Below are 20,659 nucleotides of genomic sequence, written 5' to 3' on the forward strand. Positions count from 1 at the left end.
AGGCACGGCACCACGCCGTGCCCGGACCGGAAGGACGTGTCGGTGATGCCGGAGACGGTCGAGTCGGTGTTCGCCAGTGTGGTCAACCGCAACCCGGGTGAGCCCGAGTTCCACCAGGCCGTACGGGAGGTGTTGGAGAGCATCGGCCCGGCGCTCGCGCGTCACCCGGAGTACGCCGACGCCCGGATCATCGAACGGATCTGCGAGCCGGAGCGGCAGATCATCTTCCGGGTGCCGTGGGAGGACGACCGGGGTCGGGTCCGGGTGAACCGGGGATTCCGGGTGGAGTTCAACAGCGCCCTCGGCCCGTTCAAGGGCGGCCTGCGCTTCCACCCCTCGGTCTACCTGGGCATCGTCAAGTTCCTCGGCTTCGAGCAGATCTTCAAGAACGCGCTGACCGGGCTGCCGATCGGGGCCGGCAAGGGCGGTGCCGACTTCGACCCCAAGGGATGCTCGGACCGCGAGGTGATGCGGTTCTGCCAGAGCTACATGACCGAGCTGTACCGCCACATCGGCGCGCAGACCGACGTGCCCGCGGGTGACATCGGGGTGGGCGGCCGGGAGATCGGCTACCTGTTCGGCCAGTACAAGCGGATCACCAACCGGTACGAGTCGGGCGTGCTCACCGGTAAGGGCCTGTCGTACGGCGGCGCGCAGGCGCGTACCGAGGCCACCGGGTACGGCGCGGCGTTCTTCGCCGAGGAGATGCTCACCCAGGGCGGCGACAGCATGGACGGCAAACGGGTGGTGGTCTCCGGCGCCGGTAACGTGGCGATCTACGCGATCCAGAAGGTGCACCAGCTCGGCGGCAGGGTGGTCGCCTGCTCCGACTCGTCCGGGTATGTCCTGGACGAGAAGGGCATCGACCTCGACGTGCTGCGGGACCTGAAGGAACGCCGCCGGGGCCGGCTCGCCGACTACGTACGCGAGGTGCCGCATGCGGTCGCCGTCGCCGGGCGTACTCCCTGGGAGGTGCCTTGTGACCTGGCCCTACCGTGCGCGACGCAGAACGAGATCGGCGGCGCCGAGGCCGCGCAGCTCGTCGCCGGCGGCTGCGTCGCGGTGGTGGAGGGGGCGAACATGCCGACCACCCCGGAGGCGGTCCGCATCCTGGGCCGGGCCGGGGTCCGGTTCGCACCCGGCAAGGCGGCCAACGCCGGTGGGGTGGCGGTCAGCGCCCTGGAGATGCAGCAGAACGCCAGCCGGGAGTCGTGGACGTTCGCCGAGTCGGAGCAGCGGCTCCGCGAGACCATGCGCGACATCCACGCCCGCTGCTGGGCCACCGCCGAGGAGTACGGCCTCCCCGGCGACTACGTGGCCGGCGCCAACATCAACGGCTTCCGCCGAGTAGCCGAAGCCATGCTCGCCCAGGGCCTGATCTAACCCACCCCACTCCCCCACCCACCCCACCCCGCCCCACCCCGCCCGGTTGATCAAGAGGTTTTGGTGCTCGACGCGCGCCCGAGAGCACCAAAACCTCTTGATCAACCGGGCGGTGGGTACCCGCAGCCGCTCCGGTGCGGCTGTCGGCTATCTCGGGTGGATCGGCGTGATCGTGGGGAGGACCGCGACGACGTCGAAACTGTGCCGGGGCGAGGGCAGCTCGTGGTAAGGCTCCTCGTCGCGCTCGGGGTCGTACATCCCGGAGATCACCCGGGTCCGCGCGGGCCGATCGAGAATCGGGGTGATTTCGGTCGGGTGCGGCGAGCGCAGGTCCACCACCCGTACGTCGTCGTCCCCGTCGGCCAGCAGCACCGCCTCCAGCGAGTCCGGGCTCGCCGGGGGAAGGTCGCGGCCGGGAATCCGGCCATCACCGAAGGTGAGGTGGACGGCGGCGTACCCGTCGCCGAGCGCCGCCCGGAGATGGCCGCCGGTCATGACCTCGTGTGTGGCGACGCGCGCGCTGCCCTCCCAGAGGACGATGCGGTCACCGGTGCGCCGCTGGTGTGCGAGGAGGCGGTCGGCGGCGGCCCGTTCCTCCCGCGCCAGGTCGTGTCCCACGCCGATGGCGTTGGCGTGATGCGCCACGATCGCGTCGAGCAGCGGCAGCGCTTCGTCACGCTCCGGGCCCGGGTCGAGCCCGGCGACCAGGTCCTGGGCGGTGCGGGCGAGGTCGACGAAGGGCGTGCCGGGGTGGGTGCCGCGCGCACGTCGGACGTGCTCGCCGTCGTCGTGGGCGGTGCGGATGACGTCGAAGAGCTGCGTGACGCGTGTCGCCGTCGTCGCGTCGCGCCGCGCGATCAGCCCCACGGCCCGGTCGTAGTCGGCGGGCAGCACGCGCGAACCGCCGATCGCGACGATCCGCACCGGATCGGCCGGGTGCCGCTCGTTGTGCCGGCGCAGCCGGCCGAGCGCCTCGCGCATCTCGGTCGTTCGCCACGGCCCCCACGCCTGACCGAGCGCCGCGTCGAGATCGATCTGCTGCCCCTGGACGAACTGGTCGTACCGCTCACCGATGCGCGGGTTGTCCAGCACCGCGACGACGCGGAATCCGGATTCGACCAACGCGTGGGTGGTCTGCTCGACGAGGCCGAAGAGTTCGTGCGCCTCACGGGTGGAGGTGCCCAGACCGACGATCGTGGCGTGGTCGACGAGGGATGAGATGCGGTGCCCAGCCCGCTGAAGGTCGTACGTGCGTCCGCTCATACGACGCACGATCACGGTTCAACATATGGTGAAGTCAAGGCCGTGCGGGTGCTGACCGGACCGGTTCGGCGCGCCCGATGTCGCAGAGCCTGGTGCCGGACTCCAGGGCGGCGAGGTGCGTCCTGAGGTCAGCCAGTCGCTCCTCGGCCTCGCTGACCAGCCGGTGCGCGACCTGCCCCCACTCCTCGGGCGTCGGGTTCGCCGACAGGCCGCCGAAGAGGGCGGCGATCTCGCGCACGGTCATGCCGACCCGCTGGGCGACCCTGGCGATCTCGATGCGGCACACGGCCGACTCCTCGAAACGGCGCTGGTTGCCCGTGGTGCGGACCGCGGTGATCACGCCATGGCTCTCGTAGAACCGTACGGCGGACGGCGCGACGCGACTGCGCACGGCGACGTCGCCGACGGTGAGCGTCATCAGGGAGGCCGGCTTCACACTCATATCCGCACCGTAGTCACGCCCCGACTTGACTTCAACCAATGTTCAACATGGAACCTCGCTGCCATGACCGCTTCGCACGAACAGCACGACGGCACCCCACCCGCAGGCGTACGCGTGGCCGTGATCTCGGCGAGCGTCCGCAAGGACCGGATGGGGCCGACGATCGCCGACTGGGTCGTCGCCGCGCTGGGGGGTTCCGCCGACGTCGATCTGATCGACCTGGCCGACACGCCCCTGCCCGACGACAGTCTCCTGTATCCCGGCGGTGGTCCGAAGAGCGCCGTGGCCGACCGGATCGACGCGGCCGACGCCTTCGTCTTCGTGATGCCGGAGTACAACCACAGCTACCCGGCCTCACTCAAGCGCCTGATCGACTGGCACTACCGGGAGTGGCGCCTGAAACCCGCGACGATCGTGGCGTACGGCGTCCACGGCGGATACGCCGCGATCGAGCAGCTCCGCGGTGTGCTGGCCGAACTCGGCATGGTGACCACCCGGCGGGTCGTCGGCCTCCCTGCGCCGTGGGACTGCCTGAACGACCAGCAGCGGTACGCGCCGGACGACGGCCTCTGCCGTGGCCTGGCCGGTTGTCTCGACGAGCTGCGGTGGTGGGCCGACGTGCTGGCCGACGCCCGCCGCACCCGCCCTTTCCCGGCGTAGCACCGGCGGGGCGGCGAGGCACGGGGTGGCACGAAACGGTGCCGGTGCCCGCCGGAGGGATCGGCGGGCACCGGCACCGGTGCTCACTGCGGGACGGACCCGCGGTGTCGGATCAGTTCACGCTGCCGAAGCGGCGGCGGCGCCAGAGCACCGTGCCGAGCAGCATGACCGCGCCCGCGGCGACGAGACCGCCACCGACCTTCATCGGCGTGCTCGTGCTGCTGCCGGTGACCGGCAGGTGCGGCTTCTTCTTGTGCAGCACCCGGAGTTCGGTCGACGCGGTCCGGCCGGACTCCCGGCCGACGGCGGTGAAGGTGAGCAGACCGGTCACCGACGGGGTGTACCGGCGGCTGAACTCGCCCCGCCCGTTGGTCCGGGCCGTGAAGGTCAGCGGCGCGCTGGCCTGGAAGGCGACCGGGGCCATCGCGACGGTGCTGCCGTCGCTGCGGCGGGCGGTGCCGGCGGCGGGTGCCGCCAGCGGCCGGGTGGTGACGGTGATGTCGACCGTCTCGTTCGGCCCGAAGTTGCGGCCGGTCAGGATGACCGTCTCACCGAGGAAGATGGTGGGTCGGTTCACCGTGAGCGAGGCCAGCACCGGCGGGTAGGGCGGTGGCTGGGGTGTTCCACTCACGGATGGCGTCGGCTGCGGCTGCGCCGCCCCCGCCGCGGTCGGCACGGCTACCACGGCCAAACCGACCGTGAGCGCCATGATGATGCGGGATAGCCGCATTGTTGGTTCCCTCCTACTGAGTACAGCTTGGTGCGGTAACAACATGGGTGGTCCATGGGGTGGCGGTGGGCGTGAGCCACAGCTCGGCCGTGCCGCTGCCCGTCTTGCCGGTCAGCAACGAGACCTGCAGCGTCCGGGTGTCACCGGGTCCTGTCTCGACGTTCACCGTGGCCACCTGGCGGCGTCGCTCGGTGCCGTTGCCCACCGACGTCTCGGCACCGTCGAGGTGGGTGTCGAGCACCGCCCCGCCGGCCGGGCTGTAGACCGAGACCAGGGTCCGAACCGTGTACGGGTCTCCTGCCTGGGCCAACCCGAGCACCGACTCGGTGAGCCCCGAGGCGGGCGCGGTGGATCGCAACGTCACCCGGAGGTGCAGTTCGCGACGGCCGTCGGCGTGGCAGTCGCCGACGGTGAGGTCGGCGGTCTGCCGGAGGTAGTAGCCGAGCTTCGCGCCACTGCCGTCGTTGAGGAACACGCCGACAGTGGGCACGGTGTCCTGTTCCGGAAGCGTCCCGGCCATCCGGCTCTCGCCGAACACCCGCTGTTCCTCCGGACGGGCACTCCAGAACAGTATCCGACGTTCTTGTATAGAGCGGCTAAAAGCGGACAATAGCCCGTTCGGGTGTGTGTTGCGGGCGAAAAGGGTGTCGAACACGGTCGCCGCGGCGGAGGCGAAGAAGGTGTCCTGCTCCTCCGGGGCCATCCGCTGGTAGGTGTCGCTGAGCAGGGTCCGCACCGCGTTCTCCGCGCTGAGCGACACGCCGCCCGGCACCCGGACCGGCCCGGCGGCCTGCAACAGGTACGACAACACCACCGGGTCGACGGCGAGCACCCCGTCCACGGTGTCGCCGCTGTGCCGCCGGTACATCTCCCGGTAGAGCGCGGCGGCGGTCGGGAAGTGCGGGCTGAGGTTGACGTCGGCCGGGTACATGCCGGGCAGTTCGCCCCAGAGGGCCCGCTGCTCGGCCGGGATCTTCAACGGCTTGGCGAACATTCCCAGGCCGCTGCTGGCGCCCTGGTCGCCCATCTCGATGCGGCCCTTGTTCGCCCGGATCACCGCGTACGCGCCGAACATGCCGCCGGTGGCGCGCAACTCCGCCGAGTTCTGCGACACGAGCAGGTACTGTCGCGCGCCGTCCACCCCGAGCAGCGGCGGCAGCAGTCGGGTGGCCTTGCCGGCCGCCGAGGTCATGGTGGCCAGCCGGTCGATCTCGCCGCGCAGTTGCTGGAGCGCCTCGCGTACCTGCCCGACCAGCCGGTCGGCGGGCACGGTGGACAGCTCGGCGCGGATCCGCTGGACGGTGGCGTCCACCTCGACCAGTTCGTCACCGACCCCGTGCAGCCCGGTCAGGTCCAGCCGACCCTCGCGCGGCACCAGACCGCCGAGGTCGACCCGCAGCAGCGCCGGGAACGCCTGGCGGGCCAGGTCGTCGACCGCGATGGAGATCTGCCGGACGGCGGCGAGGTTGGCGCCCGCGTACGGCGTGTGCTGGGCCGTCCACCAGCCGGGGTCGGCGGTGGCCTGACGGGCGGCGCCGGACTGCACCTGCAACGCGGCGAGGGTCCGCTGCGCCCGGTCGGTGTCGCCGCCGACCAGGTGCGCGCTCAGTTCACCGGCCAACCCGGCGGCGTTGACCAGGTGCGCCCGGGCCTGCCAGCCCCGGAACCCCACCCATCCGGTCACGCCCGCCACCAGCGAGCCGACCACCAGCGTGACGAGCAGGGCACGGCGCAGTCGGGTCCGCCGCCGCCGGCGCGACCGGCCACGGGTACGGCGCGGGCTCTCGCTCTCCGTCACACCACTCTCCACTCCGAAATTCGGACAGAAGCCACCATTGTTCCTAACAGGTAACGACTGTGTTGGTGAATTAATGACGCTCTTGGGTCATATGTGAGTTTCGGTCGCGACTCGTGTTCCGGGGCGGGGTGCCGGCCGCCGTCCGCAGCAGCGCCTCGATGCGGTCCACCCCGGCCCGCAACGACATCTCCCGCAGGTACGCCTCCCGGCCGCGTCGCCCCATCTCGGCGCGGGCCGGTGGCGGGATGTGCGCGGCCAGCCAGAACCGGTCCGCCAACGTGGCCCAGTCCTCCGGCGGGCAGGAGAGCCCGGCACGGGTCCGCTCGACCAGGGCGGCCGTGTCCCCACCGGTCGACGCGACCACCGGCGCGCCGCAGGCGAGCGCCGCCTGGAGCTTGTCCGGCACGGCACTGCGCAGCGCCGGCAGGTTCCGGGACATGACCAGCTGGTAGTCGGCGGCGGCGTACATCTCCGGCATGTCCAACGGCGAGCGCCGGTCGACGAACCGGACGTTGTCGGCGCGCAGTTCGTCGGCGAGCCCCCGCACCCGCCGCTCGTCCGCGCCCGAGCCCACCAGGACCAGGTCCACGGTCCGGTCCAGCGCCACCGCCGCCCGTACCGCCGTCTCCAGTCCCTGCCGCGCCCCGATGGTGCCGGCGTGCATCACCACGCACCGGTCGTCGCGGCGCACCAGACGGCGCGCGGCCGGGCCGGCGGTGGCGGGCAGGAAGATCCGCTCGTCGGTCCAGTTCAGCACCACCCGGACCTTGGCCGCGTCGGCCCCGACCCCGACGACCGCGTCCCGCAACGACGGCGCGGTCACCGCCACCACCGTGGCCGCCTGGTAGGTCCGGGTCATCGCCGCACGCACCCGGGCCGCCCACCGACCGTCGCCGCCGTCCGGCAGGTCCTCGGCCCACACGTCCGGCACGTGCAGCACCAGCGGCACCGGGCCGAGCAGGCGCAGCAGGGCCGCCGTGGCGAACGCGGTGGCCGGCGGCTGGTGCACGTAGAGCACGTCGACGCCGGCGAGGAACCGGCGGCCGACCAGCGCCGCGCTACCGGCGAAGGAGAGCCAGGAGGCCATCCGGCCGCGCGGCGTGAGGTCGCCGGTGCTGTACCGGGGCACCCGCCGCACGGTCAGTCCCCGACTGCGCGTCTCGTGCCGCCAGCGCTGGCGCCACCCCGGGTACACGTGCCCGCCCGGGTAGTCCGGGAAGCCGGTCAGCACCCGCACCTCGTGGCCCCGGGCGGTCAACTCCTCGGCGAGGCTGCCGGGGATGAAGGCCGGTTCCGGCGGGAAGTGGTACGTCAGCAGGCCGATCCGCATCCCGCCACCTCCCCTGCCGGGTGCCGGTCCGGCGCGGCGGCCGGGGACAGCGGCGGCCCGGCTGCGTACCATCGCGGCAACCCCTCACCGGGCGCCCGCCACCGGCGGTCGTCCCCCGTCGCGGCGCTGCCGCCGGCGGCCACGTCGTCGAAGGGGTCACCCATGCTCACCGGGGTGCTGTTCGTCTGCCACGCCAACCTGTGCCGGTCGCCGATGGCCGAGTACACCGCACGTCGCCTGCTCGCCGGGCGTCCGCTGACCGTCGCGAGCGCCGGCACCGACGCCGTCGAGGGCCTGGAGATGCACCCGTACGCTGCCGAGATCGCCGCCGAGACCGGTGCGGAACCGACGGAGTTCCGGAGTCGACGGCTGGTCCCCGCCCACCTCACCGAGGCGGTGCTGGTGCTGACCGCCACCCGGCGCCAACGGTCGCTCTGCACCTCGCTGGCGCCGGCGGCGCTGCACCGGACGTTCACGGTGCGCCAGTTCGGCCGGCTCGCCGCAGCGGCGGAACCCGCCACGGACGAGCCGGACGACTCGCTCGCGGCCGCGGTGGCCGCCGCCGCCCTGGCCCGGGGACGGCTGCAACCCGCCCCGGCGGACGCCGACGACCTGCGCGACCCAGTCGCCGGTACGCCCGCCGACTTTCGCGCCTGCGCGGAGGAGATCGAGCGGTCGCTGCGCCCGCTGGCGGCGCTCATCGGGGCAGCCGGGTGAGTTCCTGGGTGTGATCGGGCAGGTCGGCCACCGGCTTGCGTTCGGCGTGCCGACCGGCTCCGGCCCGTTCGCCCGTCGCCGTCGTCGGCGCCGGTGTCTCGGCGACCACCCGGTACGCCTCGTACTGGTAGGCCTCCGCCTTGGGCACCCGGGCCATGTTCAGCACGCAGCCGAGCAGCCGCACCGAGACCGAGTGCAGCGCGCGGGCCGCCGCGGCCACCTGCGCCCGTGAGGTACGCCCCTGCTGGGTGACCAGCAACGCGCCGTCGGCCTGCACCGCGACCACCACACCGTCGGTGACCGCGAGCAGCGGCGCGGTGTCGATGATGACGATGTCGGCGGACTCGCGCAGGGCGGTCAGCAGGTCGGACATGGCCTTGGAGCCGAGCAGTTCGCTCGGGTTCGGCGGGGCCGAGCCGCTCGGCAGCACCAACAGCGACTTGTCGCCCCAGCGCTGGACCACGTCGCCGACCTGCACGTCACCGACGAGCACGTCGGTCAGCCCGACGCCGGAGTCGATGCCCAGGTAGTCGCCGACCTTCGGCCGGCGCAGGTCGGCGTCGACCAGCAGGACCCGCCAGCCCGCCTCGGCCAGCGCGATGGCCAGGTTGCACGACATGGTGGTCTTGCCCTCGCCCTGCAACGCGCTGGTGACGGCGATGACCCGGGCGGGTTCGTGCACGTCGACGAAGCGCAGGTTGGTGCGGAGCTTGCGGACCGCCTCGGCGCGCGCCGAGGTGGCGGCGTCGCCGACGATCAGCGGGGCGGTGCGGGCGCTGGGGTCGATCGGGATCTCGCCGAGCAGCGGGCTGCCGGTCACCCGTTGCAGACCGGCGGCGTCGCGCAGGCGGACGTCGGCCATGCCGCGCAGGATCGCCAGGGCCACGCCGGCGAGCAGGCCGATCAGGGTGCCGATCGCGGTGTTGCGCAACGGCTGCGGCGAGACCGGGGTGGGGGTGACCCGGGGGCCGCTGACCACCTCGATCTTGATGGGTCCGGCGGTGCCGTCCGGCCGGGCCTCGACCTTCTGCACGAGTTCGACGAACTTCGCCGAGAGCGCCTCGGTCACCCGCAGCGCGCGGGTCTGGTCGGTGTCGGTCACCGACGCCCGCAGCAACACGGTGCCGGTCTCGGTCGAGGTGCTGACCCGCTGCTGGACCTCCTCGGCGGTGAGCCCGAGTTGGTTGTCCGCGACGGCGGCCTGCGCCAGCCGGTCGCTGGTGAGCAGTTCGGCGTAGGACTTGACGCGCTGTTGCAGGAAGAGACCACCCTGGTAGGCGTCGGTGACGCCCTGGCTCGGGGTGGTGACGAAGAAGGTGACCGAGGCGACGTAGCGAGGCTGCGCCCGAACGGTGACCAGGGCGGTCAGCCCGAGGGCCACCACGAGGGTGACCAGGACGATCCACCAGCGCTGGCGCACGAGACGCAGTTGGCGGTACAGGTCCATCAGGCGCGCCTCCGTACCGGGCCGGTAACGCCAAAGAAACTCACGAAAACCCCCAAGGTCTACTTAAATCTCGTGAACCATTAAAGCCGCTCATAAGCGTTATGTCCGGAGTTAGGGGTTTTCCTCGGCAGAGGACCGCGCCCGCAATGCCCAACCGGACCGACCGTCCGTCGGAATCGCCTCGCCACCGGGAAAAATGCGATTTCCCCGCCGGGCCGTGCTCAGCCCTCGGGGCACTCGGCCGAATCAGCGGCCGGAGGCCCGGCCGATCCGACCGGCCGGGCCTCCCGGTCCGGCGGACCAGCGGAAGTTCTCCGTCAACGCGCTGCTGAGCATCCGCCGCAGCAGCACGATCACGACGGTGGCGGCCAGTTCCCGCCAGGTCTGCTCCCCGGTCAGCCGCAGCAGACCGGCGGCGACGAGCATGTCCAGCAGGATCCGCAGCGCCGTCGACCGGGATCCGGTGGTGACCAGCGCGACCCCGGCGCCGAGTACGCCGAGCGCCGCGACGACCGTGGCCAGCGCCTGGATCACGACGCCCGCCCCGGCCGACCGACCTGCTCCTGCTCGTGCTCGATCTCCCGGCCCAGGACGTGGTTCAGCACGGTCCGGATGGCGGCGATCGCGGCGAGCTGACCGATCTGGGTGAAGGTCGGCGACAGCGCGGTCCGCAGGATGTCCGCCGCCAACTGGAACTCCAGTCCGAGCACCAGGAAGCGGCCGAGCGTCAACCGGATCCGGGTGAACACGGTCGCGTCGCGGTAGCGGACCCCGTCCACCACGAACCGCAGCGCGGCCCAGGCCGCCCCGACGACGATCACCGCCGCGCCGACCAGTTCCACCGCGATCACCAGCCAGTGGTGACCCCGTTCCAGGAGTACGTCGACGTTCACGCGGGCGACTACCCGGCGGGGCCCCGGGTAGTCGGCTCCCGCCGGGTCAGGTCAGTTCCGCGACCGCCTCCACGATCAGCCAGATGCCGCTGATCGCGAACAGCGCGGCGGCACCGTACTTGATGGTCCGCTCCGGCAGCCGGCGACCGAGCAGCCGGCCGACGACGATGGCGAGCGCGTCGGCGGCCACCATGCCGATGGTCGAGCCGACCCAGGTGCCGAACCAGCCGTACTGGGTGGCCAGGGTGATCGTGGCGAGCATGGTCTTGTCACCCAGTTCGGCGAGGAAGAACGCGACACCGACGGCGAAGATCGCCGACTTGCCGCCCTTGGCCGCCTTGCGCTTCTCCTCCTCGGTGAGCGTGTCCCCGCGCAGTGTCCAGAGGCCGAAGCCGATGAAGGCCAGACCCGCCAGGAGCGAGATCCAGCCGGTGGGCAGCGCGGCACCCAGCCCGACACCGATCGCCACCGAGGCCAGGTGCACCACGGCGGTGGCGACGGTGATGCCGATCAGGATCGGCACGGTGCGGTATCTGGTGGCGAATGCCAGAGCCATGAGCTGGGACTTGTCTCCCAGCTCGGCAACGAAGATCACGCCGAAGCTGACTGCCAGCGCGACGAGGAACCCCTCCATGACGTCCTTCCGGATCAGGCCGGGAGGAGGATCTGGGGCGCCCTCGACCCGGCTGTTGAGCCTGGGTCGAAGGTCTCGCCCGCCCCGTGATGAACGAGGCCGCGTGGCCGGATGCGGAACGCACCAGTATGTCGACCACGGCGTTGCGGGCTACTCCCCTTCGCTGCCGCACAGCCTAGCCGATCGCCGACCGGTCGGGCCGCCGGGTGACCCGACACACCTCCGGAGTCGTGCGTCCGCCGGTTCAGTCCGCGCGGGCCAGGGTCACGCCGAACAGGTCGTCGGGGTCGGTCCAGAAGCGCTCGGCCTGGAACCCTGCCGAGGCAAGCTCCGCCGCGATCCCCTCCGGGCGGAACTTCGCCGACACCTCGGTCCGCAGTTCCTCCCCCTCGGCGAAGGCGACGTCCAGGTCGAGCACGCGTACCCGGACCGGCCGCTGCGCCCGCAGCCGCATCTCGATCCACTCCTGCTCCGGGTCCCAGAGCGCGACGTGGGCGAAGGCGGCCGGGTCGAAGTCGGCGTCCAGTTCGCGGTTGAGCACCCGCAGCACGTTGCGGTTGAACTCCGCGGTCACCCCCGCCGCGTCGTCGTACGCGGGCACGATCACCGCCGGGTCCTTCACCAGGTCGGTACCGACCAGCAGCCAGTCCCCCACCTCCAACGCGGCCCGCATCCGGGCGAGGAAGTCGGCCCGCTCGGCCGGCAGCAGGTTGCCGACGGTGCCGCCGAGGAAGATCACCAGCCGCCGCCCACCGGCGGGCAGCCGGTCCAGGTGCCGGGTGAAGTCACCGACGATGCCGCGGACCCGCAGCCCCGGGTAGTCGGCGGCGAGCGCGGCGGTGGACGCGGCGAGCGCGCTGGCCGACACGTCCAGGGGTACGAACGTGCCCAGCCCGCGCCGCCGGGTGAAGGCGTCCAGCAGCAGCCGGGTCTTCTCCGACGAACCGGAGCCGAGCTCGATGAGCGTCTTCGCGCCGGTCAGCTCCGCGATCTCGGTCGCGTGGGCGGCCAGCACCGCGCGTTCGGCCCGGGTCGGGTAGTACTCGGGCAACCGGGTGATTTCCTCGAAGAGTTCGCTGCCCCGCGCGTCGTAGAACCACTTCGGCGGGAGCCACTTCGGGTCGGCGGTCAGCCCGACCCGGACGTCGTGCCGGAGGCTGCGGCCGATGTCCCGGTCGTCGAGGTGGATCTCCAATGGCTCGGTGCTCATCCGTCTTGCCTTCCGTCGGGCGGTCGATGGTGGTCGGGCCGGGGCAGCGGGCGCAGGTGCATCCCGGTGGCGGTGGCGGTGACGAGGTGACCGTCCGGCAGCTCCCGCCAGGCCGGGTCGTCGTCGTGCGGTTCCGAGGCCAGCAGCACGGAGTCCGGCGTGGTGCGGACGGACAGGGCGTGCCCGGCCACGCTGGCGACCACCGTCGCGCCGTCGGTGAGCAGCAGGTTGAGCCGCGACCCCGGGGCCGCTGCGGCGACCGAGGTGACCGTCTCGGCGACCGCCTGCCCGGGCGGCAGGCCGGCGCGCAGCCGGTGCCGGACCAGCGCCCACAGCAGCGCCGAGTCGGTGGCGGCGTCCAGCGTGAGCAGGTCGCGTACGGGCAGGGCGGTGGCCAGCGGCACCACCGCGTCCGGCCAACCGCGCACCACGCCGTTGTGGCTGAACAGCCACCGGCCCTCGGCGAAGGGCGCGGCGGCGGCGTCCACCACCGCCATGCCGACCGTGGCCGAACGGACCGCGGCCAGCACCGCACCGGACGAGGTGACCGCCGCCAGGTCGGCGATGGTCGGGTCGCTCCAGATCGGCTGCGCCCGCCGGTACCGCACCGGGTCACCGCCGGTCGACGGGTACCAGCCGACCCCGAACCCGTCCGCGTTGATCGTCCCGCCGCCCCGCATGTCGCGGGGCGCCCAGGACTGGCGGACCAGCGCGTGCGGCGGGTCGAACAGCAACTCGCGCAGCGTCCGTGGCGGCCCGAGGTAGGCCAGGTGGCGGCACATCAGGCCGCCCCGGACACGACCGTCACCGGTCGGCCTCCTCGGGCCGGGCGTCGCGGGCACAGCGGAAACCGCTGAAGATCTGCCGGCGGATCGGGTAGTCCCAGTTGCGGAAGGTGCCCCGGCAGGCCGCCCGGTCGGTGCCGAACGACCCGCCGCGCAGCACCCGGTAGTCGTCGCCGAAGAAGACCTCGGAGTACTCCCGGTAGGGGAAGGCGGCGAAGCCGGGATAGCCCCGCAGCGGCGTCGACACCCACTCCCACACGTCGCCCACGAGCTGGTGCACGCCGAGCGGCGACGCCCCGGCCGGGTACGCGCCGACCGGCGCCGGCCACAGGTGCCGCTGACCCAGGTTGGCGTGCACCGAGGTGGGGTCGCCGTCGCCCCACGGGTAACGGCGGGACCGGCCGGTGGACGGGTCCCAGCGGGCCGCCTTCTCCCACTCCGCCTCGGTGGGCAGCCGCTTGCCGGCCCAGGTGGCGTACGCGTGTGCCTCGTGGAAACAGACGTGCACCACCGGTTCGTCGTCGCGGACCCGGTCCCACCGGCCGAACCGCTGGTAGGCCCAGCCGTCGCCGTCGCGCCGCCAGTGCATCGGCGCGCCCAGGCCGGCCTCCTGCCGGTGCCGCCAGCCCGCCGCGCTCCACCACCGCGGGTCGTCGTACCCGCCGTCGGCGATGAACTCCCGGTACGCCCCGTTGGTCACCGGGGCGGCGTCGATCACGTACGCGGGCAGCTCGACCCGGTGGGCCGGGCGTTCGTTGTCCAGCGCCCACGGGTCCGTGTCGGTGCCCATGGTGAACGGGCCGGCCGGCACCAGCACCTCGCCGGCCACCCGGGCGGTCGGCTCGGGCGGCGGCGGCGCGTGCAGCACCGCGGGGCCGGAGCGCAGTTGGTGGGTGGCGAGCATCGTCTCGTCGTGCTGCTGCTCGTGCTGCACGATCATCCCGAACGCGAAACCGTCGGTGACCAGTCGGCGATCCTCGAAGGAGACGCTGTCGAGCAGGTCGTACACCTTGTCGCGGACCGTCGACACGTACGCCCGCGCCTCGGTCGGCGGCAGCAACGGCAGCGACGGCCGGTCCTTGCGCGGCTGCTTGAAGGCGTCGTAGAGCTCGTCGATGTCGCACCGGACCGGTTCGCGTCCGCCGACGTCCCGGACCAGCCAGAGTTCCTCCTGGTTGCCGATGTGGGCGAAGTCCCAGACCAGCGGGGACATCAGTGGCGAGTGCTGGCGGGCCAGGTCGCCGTCGTCGACCGCCTCGGTCAGCCCGACGGTGCGGGCCCGGGTGCGGTCCAGCTCCGAGGCGATCCGGGCGCGCAGGTCCTCCGCGCCGAGGCCGGTGGTGGTGTCGGTCATCGCTGCCTCCTCTGGGCGGCGTCACGCCGTCGTCGTACTCCCTGGTCGATCTCGTCGTGCAGCGCCGCCGGCAGGTCGAGCCGGGGCAACGCCGTCAGGGCCAGGTCGAGCAGGCCCACGGCGACGGTGGCCAGGCACGGGTCGTGCAGGCCGTGCCGGGCCGCGACGAGCCAGCGGTCGGCCACCGGGGCGGCCAGTGCCAGCGCGGACTCGGTGGTGTCGGTGGTGCCGAGCAGGGCGGCGAGCACCGCCGGCGGCAGCGTCCACTCGCGCCCGGGTTGGGTGTCGAAGTAGCGCAGTTCCAGGTAGCCACGGGGCCGCACCGGCGGGAACAGCGTGCTGACGTGGTATTCCAGGTCGTCGACGGTCGGCGGGCGGGGTAACGCACCGTCGATCCAGTCGGTGAACGTCACGTCCGGCGGCGGGGTCCAGTCGCCGCTGTCGTCCCGTACGCAGAGCAGCGGAGCGGCCAGTGCGTACCGGGTCCAGGCGGCGACCGGGTCGACACCGGCCACCTCGGGTGTCCAGACCGGCGCGGTGCGGGCCGGGTCGATCCGCGCCCAGGCGCCCATCCGGGCCGACGCCCACCCGGTGTTCCGGCCGGCGTGCCGGTCGGCGGTGGCGAAGGCGGCCAGCAGCGGTGGCCCGGCCGCGTGCGCCAGCGCCCACCGGGCGGCGACCTGCTCGGGCCGACCCGCGTCGAGGCAGACCTGGAGGCCGGCGGTGCTGTACATCATCGTCCGGCCGTCCGGGCCGTGCCGGTCGAAGACCCGGCGCATGGCCCGGTAGCGGGGTGTGTCGATCACCGGCTGCGGGTGCCGGTACGCGTCGATGCCGGCGCGTCCGAGGCGCAGGCCGGCGGCGTCGAGCAGACGGGTGACCTGGTCGATGTCGGACTGGGTGGCGTCGATCAGCGCGGCGACGGAGGCTTGCGGCGGGGTGGAGATCTCCACCTGCCCGCCGGGCTCGACGGTCACCGTGCCGCCCCGCAGCAGTCGGCGGGCGGGGCTGGTCCGATCAAGTGTGGTGGGGCTGTAGGGCCCCAGTGCCGCTCTCAGCCGGGCGGCGTCGACGGGACGCGTGGGGTCGACGGCCTCGTGGACCGTCCATTCGAGCTCGACACCGGTGTAGGTCGGTGGGCCGGTCTTGAAGCAGATCCGGGCAAGATGTCGGGCGGCTGCGGCGCGGTCCCGCAGCACGGGTATGTGATCGATTTCCGGTGAGGTAACCACGCGATGGCTCCCTTGTCCGATACCGGCTCGGCAAGCGTCACCGTAACGCGTCGCGGTGACACTTTCACGATGTCGACGGTTCCGTCGAACCGAATTCACGTTCCCGTCGCAATCGGTGGGCCGGCGGCCGACCCGTGCCACGGGTCCCGCAGCCGCTAGCCGGTGGCGGACGTGTCGTCCGGGTCGGCACCGTGCTTGGCCAGCCAGTCCGGGTCGACCTCGGCCAGCAGAGCCCGGCAGTAGGCCGCGACGTTGTCGGCACCACCGGCCGCGTCCCGCAGGTCGGCGAAGCCGGGACTCTCCATCGCCTTCTCCCGCTGCCGCTCGGACTTCGACAGGTACGACCGGCAATGGCCGGCGTTGCCGGAGTCCACCGGCCCGACGTACGCCGACGCCTGCGGTGTGCCCGTCTCCGACGGGCTCGGCGAGCCGGTCGGCGACGCGGTCGGCGAGGGCGACGCGGTGGGGGACGTGCTCCCGGTCGGGTCGGCGGTGGTGGGCGGCCGACTCTCGGACGGGGTCGGGCTGGTGGGCGCGGAGGTCTCGACGGGGGCGGAGGTGGCCGGCGGCACCGGTGGCGGCGACGGACGGTCGAGGTTGACCGCGGCGAGGGCGGCCCCGGCGGTGGCGGTGGCCGCGACACCGGCGATCCAGGCCAGCGCACCGACGGTGAGGCGGCGGCGACGCGGCCCGACCGACGGCGAGGCGGCCGGTGCCTCCCCCTGCCGGGCCGCGCGGAACGCGGCGAGAGCGGCCTGTTCCCCGGCGAGTTCGTCGTCACGCGGCGGGGCGGCGGCGGCCCGCAACAGCCCGGCGAGCGGGGCGTCCGACCCGGGTGCCGACGGGGTGGCGGTGGCGTCGAGCAGCCGGTCGTACGCGGCCCGGGAGACGGTCGTGCCCGACCGACGCCACCTCATCCAGTGTGCCCGCATGTCAGCCGTCCACCGGCTCGGCGTGCGGCGTCTGTGCGGGACCGGTGCGCGGACGCGGGACGCCGCCCTGCGCGGCCTGCCGGTCCAGCATCAGCGCCAGCCGGCGCAGCCCCCGGTGCGCGGCGGTCCGGACCGCTCCGGCGCGGCGGCCGAGCACCCGTCCGGCGGTCGCGGCGTCGAGTCCCACGACCGCGCGCAACAGGACCGCCTCGGCCTCACGGGGTGGCAGGCTGGCGATCATGGCGAGGGCGGCCTCCGTGCCGATGGTCTCCCCGGCGCGTTCGGCGGTGTCGGCGTCGCCGGCCAGTTCGCTGAGTTCCTGCACCGGCACCGGGAGTGCCGGGCGACGGCGCTGCCGCCGCAGGTGGTCCATGGCCCGGTTGCGGGCGATGGTGACGACCCAGGCACGGAACTCTCCACCAGTGAAATTGGGCAGGTCGCGGGCGACCTGCAACCACGTCTCCGAGGCCACGTCCTCGGCGTCCGCGCCGACCAACGCGGTCAGGTACCGCAACAGCCCCGGCTGGAGGCTGCGATAGAGGAAGCGGAAGCCGTCCTCGTCCCCGTTCTTGGCCGCCTCGACCGCCTGGCTCAGTTCACCGGTCATGGCCCTGCCGCTTCCGTCCACCGGTTCTCTCGGGGGGCGTGGGTCCGGCGGGCAATCCGGTGCCGGCCAGGTCCACGACCCGGACCTCTTCCCGCACCCCGCCCCCGTGACCTCTTTGCTGACGGACCGCCGTGGCCCGGAAGCGGATTTTTCCCGACAGCGTCGCGATCCACAACCACCGGCGGCACGTTCGCGAGCCCGCCGGATCGGCCTGACGTTAGAGCGTCCGCCGAGGTCGGACAAGCTGCCGGAGGCCGGCGGGCACAGTGACAATTCTCCACCGGGTCGCACGGTGTTTCGCCGTAACGAACCACGGTCCGCCGACGCTACCTCCGACAGGCCCGGCCGTCTGACCTCGAACGGTCCGTGGGCCACCCTCGTGTCGTGACTCACAGTACACGCCACCTCACGACACGCCCCGTGTCGGGCACGGTCGACGGTAAGATGCGTCGCCATGCCGGCGCGCCCTTCGGCCCCCTTGTGGGTACGGTGGTGCCGTGTTGTCTTCGGAGGTCGTACTCAGCGGTCGGTACCGCCTGGACGAACGTGTCGCCACCGGCGGCATGGGTGACGTCTGGCGCGCGTCCGACCTGATCCTCGGCCGGCAGGTCGCGGTGAAGGTGCTGCTGCCCTCGCTGGTCTCCGACCCCGACTTCATCGCCCGCTTCCGCGCCGAGGCCCGGATCATGGCGGCGCTGCGCCACCCGGGCATCGTCCAGGTCTACGACTGCGGCGAGGACGACCTGCCCGACGGCGGCCGGGCCGACTACCTGGTCATGGAGTACGTCACCGGCCAGCCACTGTCCAAGCGGATCGAGGCCGAGGGTCGCCTGGACGTGGGGCTGGCGATGTCGGTGGTGGCGCAGGCGGCACAGGCGCTGCACGCCGCGCACCTCGGCGGCATCGTGCACCGCGACGTGAAGCCGAGCAACCTGCTGGTGCAGGAGGACGGCACGGTCGTCCTGGTCGACTTCGGGGTGGCCCGGTCCGCCAACGTGACGAGCATCACCAGCACCAACGCGGTGCCCGGCACCGCGCTCTACATGGCGCCCGAACAGGCCGCCGGGCGCCCGGTCTCCGGCGCGACCGACCTGTACGCGCTCGGTGCCGTCGCCTTCTGCTGCCTGACCGGCAGCCCGCCCTTCACCGGGGACAACCCGCTCCAGGTCGCCGTCCGGCACCTCGACGACCCGCCGCCGGACCTGCCGCCCGACATCCCGGAGGCGGTCCGGGTGCTGGTCGCCCGCGCGCTCGCCAAGGATCCGGCCGACCGGTTCAGCAGCGGCGCGACGATGGCCGAGGCGGCGCGGGCCGCGGTCTCCGACGGGTCGCTGCCGACCGCGATGGTCCCTGTCGCCGGAGCGGTACGCGAGGCCGGCCCGGACACCCGCACGGACGTCCCGGCGGGCGGGGTCGCCCCGCCCGCTCGGCGGCGGCGCGGCGCGCTCGTCGGCGCGCTCACCGCCGTACTGGTCGGCTTCGTGGCCCTCGGTGCCGCGCTCGGCGCGACCAGCGATGCCAACACCCCGGCGGTGAAGCTGCCGACCAGTTCGCCGAGCCCCGACGCCACCGGGCCCGCCGAGACGTCGGCGAGCACCGAGGAGAGCAGCCCCTCCCGGGTGCCGCCGCTGCGTCCGGCCGGCTCCACGGGCAGCCCGACCGGGTCGCCGTCGGCGCAGCCGAGCAGCCCGACGCCGAGCGAGCCGAGCGGGTCCGCGTCGCCGACGCCCAGCGCGACCAGCCCCGAGCCGACCACGCCCAGCTCCACGCCGTCGCAGACGCCCGGCACCACGCCGACCACCACCACGGCCCCGCCGCCGGTCGACCCGCCGGACAACGGCGAGGCGAGCTGAGTCCCACCCGCCCCTATATCACCGAAACGGACGTACGGGGTCACACTCCGCTCTAAGCTCCTGACCAGCAGGTATTTTCTACCGGTCAGGAGCTCGGGTGAGCCAGGAGAAGTTGGTCGTCATCGGGCAGGGTTACGTCGGTCTGCCGCTGGCCATGCGCGCCGTCGAAGCCGGCCTGGACGTGGTCGGCCTCGACGTCGACACCGACCGGGTCAAGCGGCTCGCCTCGGGTGAGTCGTTCGTGGCGGACATCCCCGCCGACCGGCTCGGCCGGGCCCTGTCCACCGGCCGGTACCGGCCCAGCAGCGAGTACGCCGACGCGCGCGACTTCGACATCTGCGTCATCACGGTGCCCACCCCCCTGCGGGACGGCACGCCGGACCTGAGCTACGTGGAGCAGGCCGGCAGCGGCATCGCACCGTACCTGCGGCCCGGCTGCACGGTGATCCTCGAATCCACCACCTACCCGGGCACCACCGAGGAGCTGCTGCGTCCGCTCCTGGAGTCGGCCAGCGGTCTGCGCAGCCCCGGCGACTACCACCTCGGGTACAGCCCGGAGCGGATCGACCCGGGCAACCCGAGCTGGCGGCTGGAGAACACCCCGAAGGTGGTCTCCGGAGTCGACGAGGTCTCCCTGGCCCGGGTGGACGAGTTCTACCGGCGGCTGGTGGAGCGTACGGTCCCGGTCGACTCGACCCGGGTGGCCGAGTTGACGAAGCTGATCGAGAACACCTTCCGCCAGGTCAACATCGCCCTGGTCAACGAGCTGACGATGCTGTCGCACCAGCTCGACATCGACGTCTGGCAGGCCATCGACGCGGCCGAGACCAAGCCGTTCGGCTTCATGCCGTTCCGGCCCGGCCCCGGCGTCGGCGGGCACTGCCTGCCGATCGACCCGTGCTACCTGTCCTGGCAGGTCAAGCGACGCCTGGGCCGGCAGTTCCGGTTCATCGAGCTGGCCAACGACATCAACCACGAGATGCCCGAGCACGTGGCACAGCGGGTGATGGCCGGGCTGAACCGCTCCGGCCGCGCGGTCAGCGGCGCGCGGTTGCTGCTGCTCGGGCTGGCGTACAAGCGCAACACCGGCGACATGCGCGACTCCCCGGCGGTGGACGTGGCCCGGCGGCTGCGGGACCTCGGTGCCGAGGTCCGCGCGGTGGAGCCGTACGCCGAGGCGCACCACCTGCCGGACGGGGTGCTGATCGTGGACCTGACCGAACGCGAGCTGCGCGAGGCCGACGGCGTGGTGGTGGTGACCGACCACGACGCGTTCGACTACGACCTGGTGGCCCGGGAGTCCCGATACGTCTTCGACACCCGCGACCGCTGCACCGGCCCCACCGTCGAACGCCTCTGACCTCCCGCCGGACATCATCGTGGCGGTGT

At 72.8% G+C, this 20,659-nt stretch carries 21 protein-coding genes; 5 read left to right on the plus strand and 16 right to left on the minus strand.

Going from position 1 to position 20,659, the window contains the following annotated elements; translation table 11 throughout:
- Positions 1-45 precede the first annotated feature (45 nt).
- Positions 46-1,383 carry an NADP-specific glutamate dehydrogenase gene (gene gdhA, locus ACFYTT_RS25510; protein ID WP_176095881.1) on the plus strand — a complete coding sequence of 446 codons (1,338 nt, stop codon included), beginning with the start codon at positions 46-48 and terminating at the stop codon, positions 1,381-1,383.
- A gap of 147 nt (positions 1,384-1,530) precedes the next feature.
- Here the strand turns inward: gdhA and ACFYTT_RS25515 are convergent, their stop codons facing one another.
- Entirely contained in the window at positions 1,531-2,646 is a 1,116-nt protein-coding gene (locus tag ACFYTT_RS25515) for an erythromycin esterase family protein (RefSeq protein ID WP_387262864.1), read from the minus strand.
- Positions 2,647-2,680: 34 nt separating this feature from the next.
- Positions 2,681-3,088, minus strand: a complete 408-nt coding sequence (locus ACFYTT_RS25520; protein ID WP_131055247.1) for a MerR family transcriptional regulator — start codon at positions 3,086-3,088, stop codon at positions 2,681-2,683.
- A 63-nt stretch (positions 3,089-3,151) separates the two neighbouring features.
- Between ACFYTT_RS25520 and ACFYTT_RS25525 the strand changes: the two genes are divergently transcribed.
- Positions 3,152-3,748, plus strand: coding sequence for an NADPH-dependent FMN reductase (locus tag ACFYTT_RS25525; protein WP_131055245.1), 597 nt, complete (start codon positions 3,152-3,154; stop codon positions 3,746-3,748).
- Positions 3,749-3,860: 112 nt separating this feature from the next.
- Here the strand turns inward: ACFYTT_RS25525 and ACFYTT_RS25530 are convergent, their stop codons facing one another.
- From ACFYTT_RS25530 to ACFYTT_RS25545, 4 genes are all read right to left on the minus strand, one after another.
- Positions 3,861-4,379 (minus strand): hypothetical protein, encoded by a 519-nt coding sequence (locus ACFYTT_RS25530; protein ID WP_236145914.1) that lies wholly within the window; start codon positions 4,377-4,379, stop codon positions 3,861-3,863.
- 112 nt (positions 4,380-4,491) lie between these two features.
- Positions 4,492-6,276, minus strand: coding sequence for a DUF4012 domain-containing protein (locus ACFYTT_RS25535; protein WP_162854379.1), 1,785 nt, complete (start codon positions 6,274-6,276; stop codon positions 4,492-4,494).
- A 70-nt stretch (positions 6,277-6,346) separates the two neighbouring features.
- The gene (locus ACFYTT_RS25540; protein WP_387262868.1) at positions 6,347-7,606 is read right to left on the minus strand and encodes a glycosyltransferase family 4 protein; all 1,260 of its coding nucleotides are present in this window, start codon (positions 7,604-7,606) and stop codon (positions 6,347-6,349) included.
- Complete coding sequence (locus tag ACFYTT_RS25545) at positions 7,588-7,770, minus strand: hypothetical protein (protein ID WP_131055240.1); 183 nt, start codon at positions 7,768-7,770, stop codon at positions 7,588-7,590. The genes ACFYTT_RS25540 and ACFYTT_RS25545 overlap by 19 nt, the downstream gene beginning before the upstream one ends.
- Between ACFYTT_RS25545 and ACFYTT_RS25550 the strand changes: the two genes are divergently transcribed.
- Complete coding sequence (locus ACFYTT_RS25550) at positions 7,769-8,323, plus strand: low molecular weight phosphatase family protein (protein WP_176094373.1); 555 nt, start codon at positions 7,769-7,771, stop codon at positions 8,321-8,323. The genes ACFYTT_RS25545 and ACFYTT_RS25550 overlap by 2 nt on opposite strands.
- Here ACFYTT_RS25550 and ACFYTT_RS25555 read toward each other — a convergent pair.
- The 10 genes from ACFYTT_RS25555 to ACFYTT_RS25600 form a co-directional block, all read right to left on the minus strand.
- Complete coding sequence (locus ACFYTT_RS25555) at positions 8,304-9,770, minus strand: polysaccharide biosynthesis tyrosine autokinase (RefSeq protein WP_131054197.1); 1,467 nt, start codon at positions 9,768-9,770, stop codon at positions 8,304-8,306. The two genes, ACFYTT_RS25550 and ACFYTT_RS25555, sit on opposite strands and share 20 nt — an antisense overlap.
- A gap of 246 nt (positions 9,771-10,016) precedes the next feature.
- Positions 10,017-10,304: a DUF1622 domain-containing protein gene (locus ACFYTT_RS25560; RefSeq protein ID WP_131054196.1), complete on the minus strand. Its 288-nt coding sequence runs from the start codon at positions 10,302-10,304 to the stop codon at positions 10,017-10,019.
- Complete coding sequence (locus tag ACFYTT_RS25565) at positions 10,301-10,663, minus strand: DUF1622 domain-containing protein (RefSeq protein ID WP_131054195.1); 363 nt, start codon at positions 10,661-10,663, stop codon at positions 10,301-10,303. The genes ACFYTT_RS25560 and ACFYTT_RS25565 overlap by 4 nt, the downstream gene beginning before the upstream one ends.
- 46 nt (positions 10,664-10,709) lie before the next feature.
- Positions 10,710-11,297, minus strand: a complete 588-nt coding sequence (locus tag ACFYTT_RS25570; RefSeq protein WP_131054194.1) for a TMEM165/GDT1 family protein — start codon at positions 11,295-11,297, stop codon at positions 10,710-10,712.
- A gap of 244 nt (positions 11,298-11,541) precedes the next feature.
- Positions 11,542-12,507 (minus strand): L-histidine N(alpha)-methyltransferase, encoded by a 966-nt coding sequence (gene egtD / locus ACFYTT_RS25575; RefSeq protein ID WP_176094375.1) that lies wholly within the window; start codon positions 12,505-12,507, stop codon positions 11,542-11,544.
- Complete coding sequence (gene egtC, locus ACFYTT_RS25580) at positions 12,504-13,289, minus strand: ergothioneine biosynthesis protein EgtC (RefSeq protein ID WP_387262874.1); 786 nt, start codon at positions 13,287-13,289, stop codon at positions 12,504-12,506. The genes egtD and egtC overlap by 4 nt, the downstream gene beginning before the upstream one ends.
- A 22-nt stretch (positions 13,290-13,311) precedes the next feature.
- Positions 13,312-14,646, minus strand: a complete 1,335-nt coding sequence (egtB, locus tag ACFYTT_RS25585) for an ergothioneine biosynthesis protein EgtB (RefSeq protein WP_176094377.1) — start codon at positions 14,644-14,646, stop codon at positions 13,312-13,314.
- The gene (locus ACFYTT_RS25590) at positions 14,643-15,878 is read right to left on the minus strand and encodes a glutamate-cysteine ligase family protein (protein WP_387262876.1); all 1,236 of its coding nucleotides are present in this window, start codon (positions 15,876-15,878) and stop codon (positions 14,643-14,645) included. The genes egtB and ACFYTT_RS25590 overlap by 4 nt, the downstream gene beginning before the upstream one ends.
- Before the next feature lie 155 nt (positions 15,879-16,033).
- Positions 16,034-16,795, minus strand: a complete 762-nt coding sequence (locus ACFYTT_RS25595; protein WP_387262879.1) for a hypothetical protein — start codon at positions 16,793-16,795, stop codon at positions 16,034-16,036.
- A gap of 16 nt (positions 16,796-16,811) precedes the next feature.
- Positions 16,812-17,417 (minus strand): RNA polymerase sigma factor, encoded by a 606-nt coding sequence (locus ACFYTT_RS25600; protein ID WP_131054188.1) that lies wholly within the window; start codon positions 17,415-17,417, stop codon positions 16,812-16,814.
- A 497-nt stretch (positions 17,418-17,914) separates the two neighbouring features.
- On the opposite strand from ACFYTT_RS25600, the gene ACFYTT_RS25605 reads away from it, so the two are divergent.
- Together ACFYTT_RS25605 and ACFYTT_RS25610 are read left to right on the plus strand one after the other, a co-directional pair.
- Positions 17,915-19,270, plus strand: coding sequence for a serine/threonine-protein kinase (locus ACFYTT_RS25605; RefSeq protein ID WP_176094380.1), 1,356 nt, complete (start codon positions 17,915-17,917; stop codon positions 19,268-19,270).
- A gap of 97 nt (positions 19,271-19,367) precedes the next feature.
- On the plus strand, positions 19,368-20,630 hold the full coding sequence (locus ACFYTT_RS25610) for a nucleotide sugar dehydrogenase (RefSeq protein WP_131056793.1): 1,263 nt from the start codon (positions 19,368-19,370) through the stop codon (positions 20,628-20,630).
- Positions 20,631-20,659 lie beyond the last annotated feature (29 nt).

Origin of the sequence: Micromonospora sp. NPDC003816 (genome assembly GCF_042874705.1) — a bacterium.
Taxonomy (GTDB): Bacteria; Actinomycetota; Actinomycetes; order Mycobacteriales; family Micromonosporaceae; genus Micromonospora.

Coding starts and splice junctions, on each gene's coding strand:
- gdhA (WP_176095881.1), top strand. CDS start 46: ATGCCGGAGACGGTCGAGTCGGTGTTCGCCAGTGTGGTCAACCGCAAC.
- ACFYTT_RS25515 (WP_387262864.1), bottom strand. CDS start 2,646: ATGAGCGGACGCACGTACGACCTTCAGCGGGCTGGGCACCGCATCTCA.
- ACFYTT_RS25520 (WP_131055247.1), bottom strand. CDS start 3,088: ATGAGTGTGAAGCCGGCCTCCCTGATGACGCTCACCGTCGGCGACGTC.
- ACFYTT_RS25525 (WP_131055245.1), top strand. CDS start 3,152: ATGACCGCTTCGCACGAACAGCACGACGGCACCCCACCCGCAGGCGTA.
- ACFYTT_RS25540 (WP_387262868.1), bottom strand. CDS start 7,606: ATGCGGATCGGCCTGCTGACGTACCACTTCCCGCCGGAACCGGCCTTC.
- ACFYTT_RS25550 (WP_176094373.1), top strand. CDS start 7,769: ATGCTCACCGGGGTGCTGTTCGTCTGCCACGCCAACCTGTGCCGGTCG.
- ACFYTT_RS25545 (WP_131055240.1), bottom strand. CDS start 7,770: ATGGGTGACCCCTTCGACGACGTGGCCGCCGGCGGCAGCGCCGCGACG.
- ACFYTT_RS25555 (WP_131054197.1), bottom strand. CDS start 9,770: ATGGACCTGTACCGCCAACTGCGTCTCGTGCGCCAGCGCTGGTGGATC.
- ACFYTT_RS25570 (WP_131054194.1), bottom strand. CDS start 11,297: ATGGAGGGGTTCCTCGTCGCGCTGGCAGTCAGCTTCGGCGTGATCTTC.
- egtD (WP_176094375.1), bottom strand. CDS start 12,507: ATGAGCACCGAGCCATTGGAGATCCACCTCGACGACCGGGACATCGGC.
- egtC (WP_387262874.1), bottom strand. CDS start 13,289: ATGTGCCGCCACCTGGCCTACCTCGGGCCGCCACGGACGCTGCGCGAG.
- egtB (WP_176094377.1), bottom strand. CDS start 14,646: ATGACCGACACCACCACCGGCCTCGGCGCGGAGGACCTGCGCGCCCGG.
- ACFYTT_RS25595 (WP_387262879.1), bottom strand. CDS start 16,795: ATGAGGTGGCGTCGGTCGGGCACGACCGTCTCCCGGGCCGCGTACGAC.
- ACFYTT_RS25600 (WP_131054188.1), bottom strand. CDS start 17,417: ATGACCGGTGAACTGAGCCAGGCGGTCGAGGCGGCCAAGAACGGGGAC.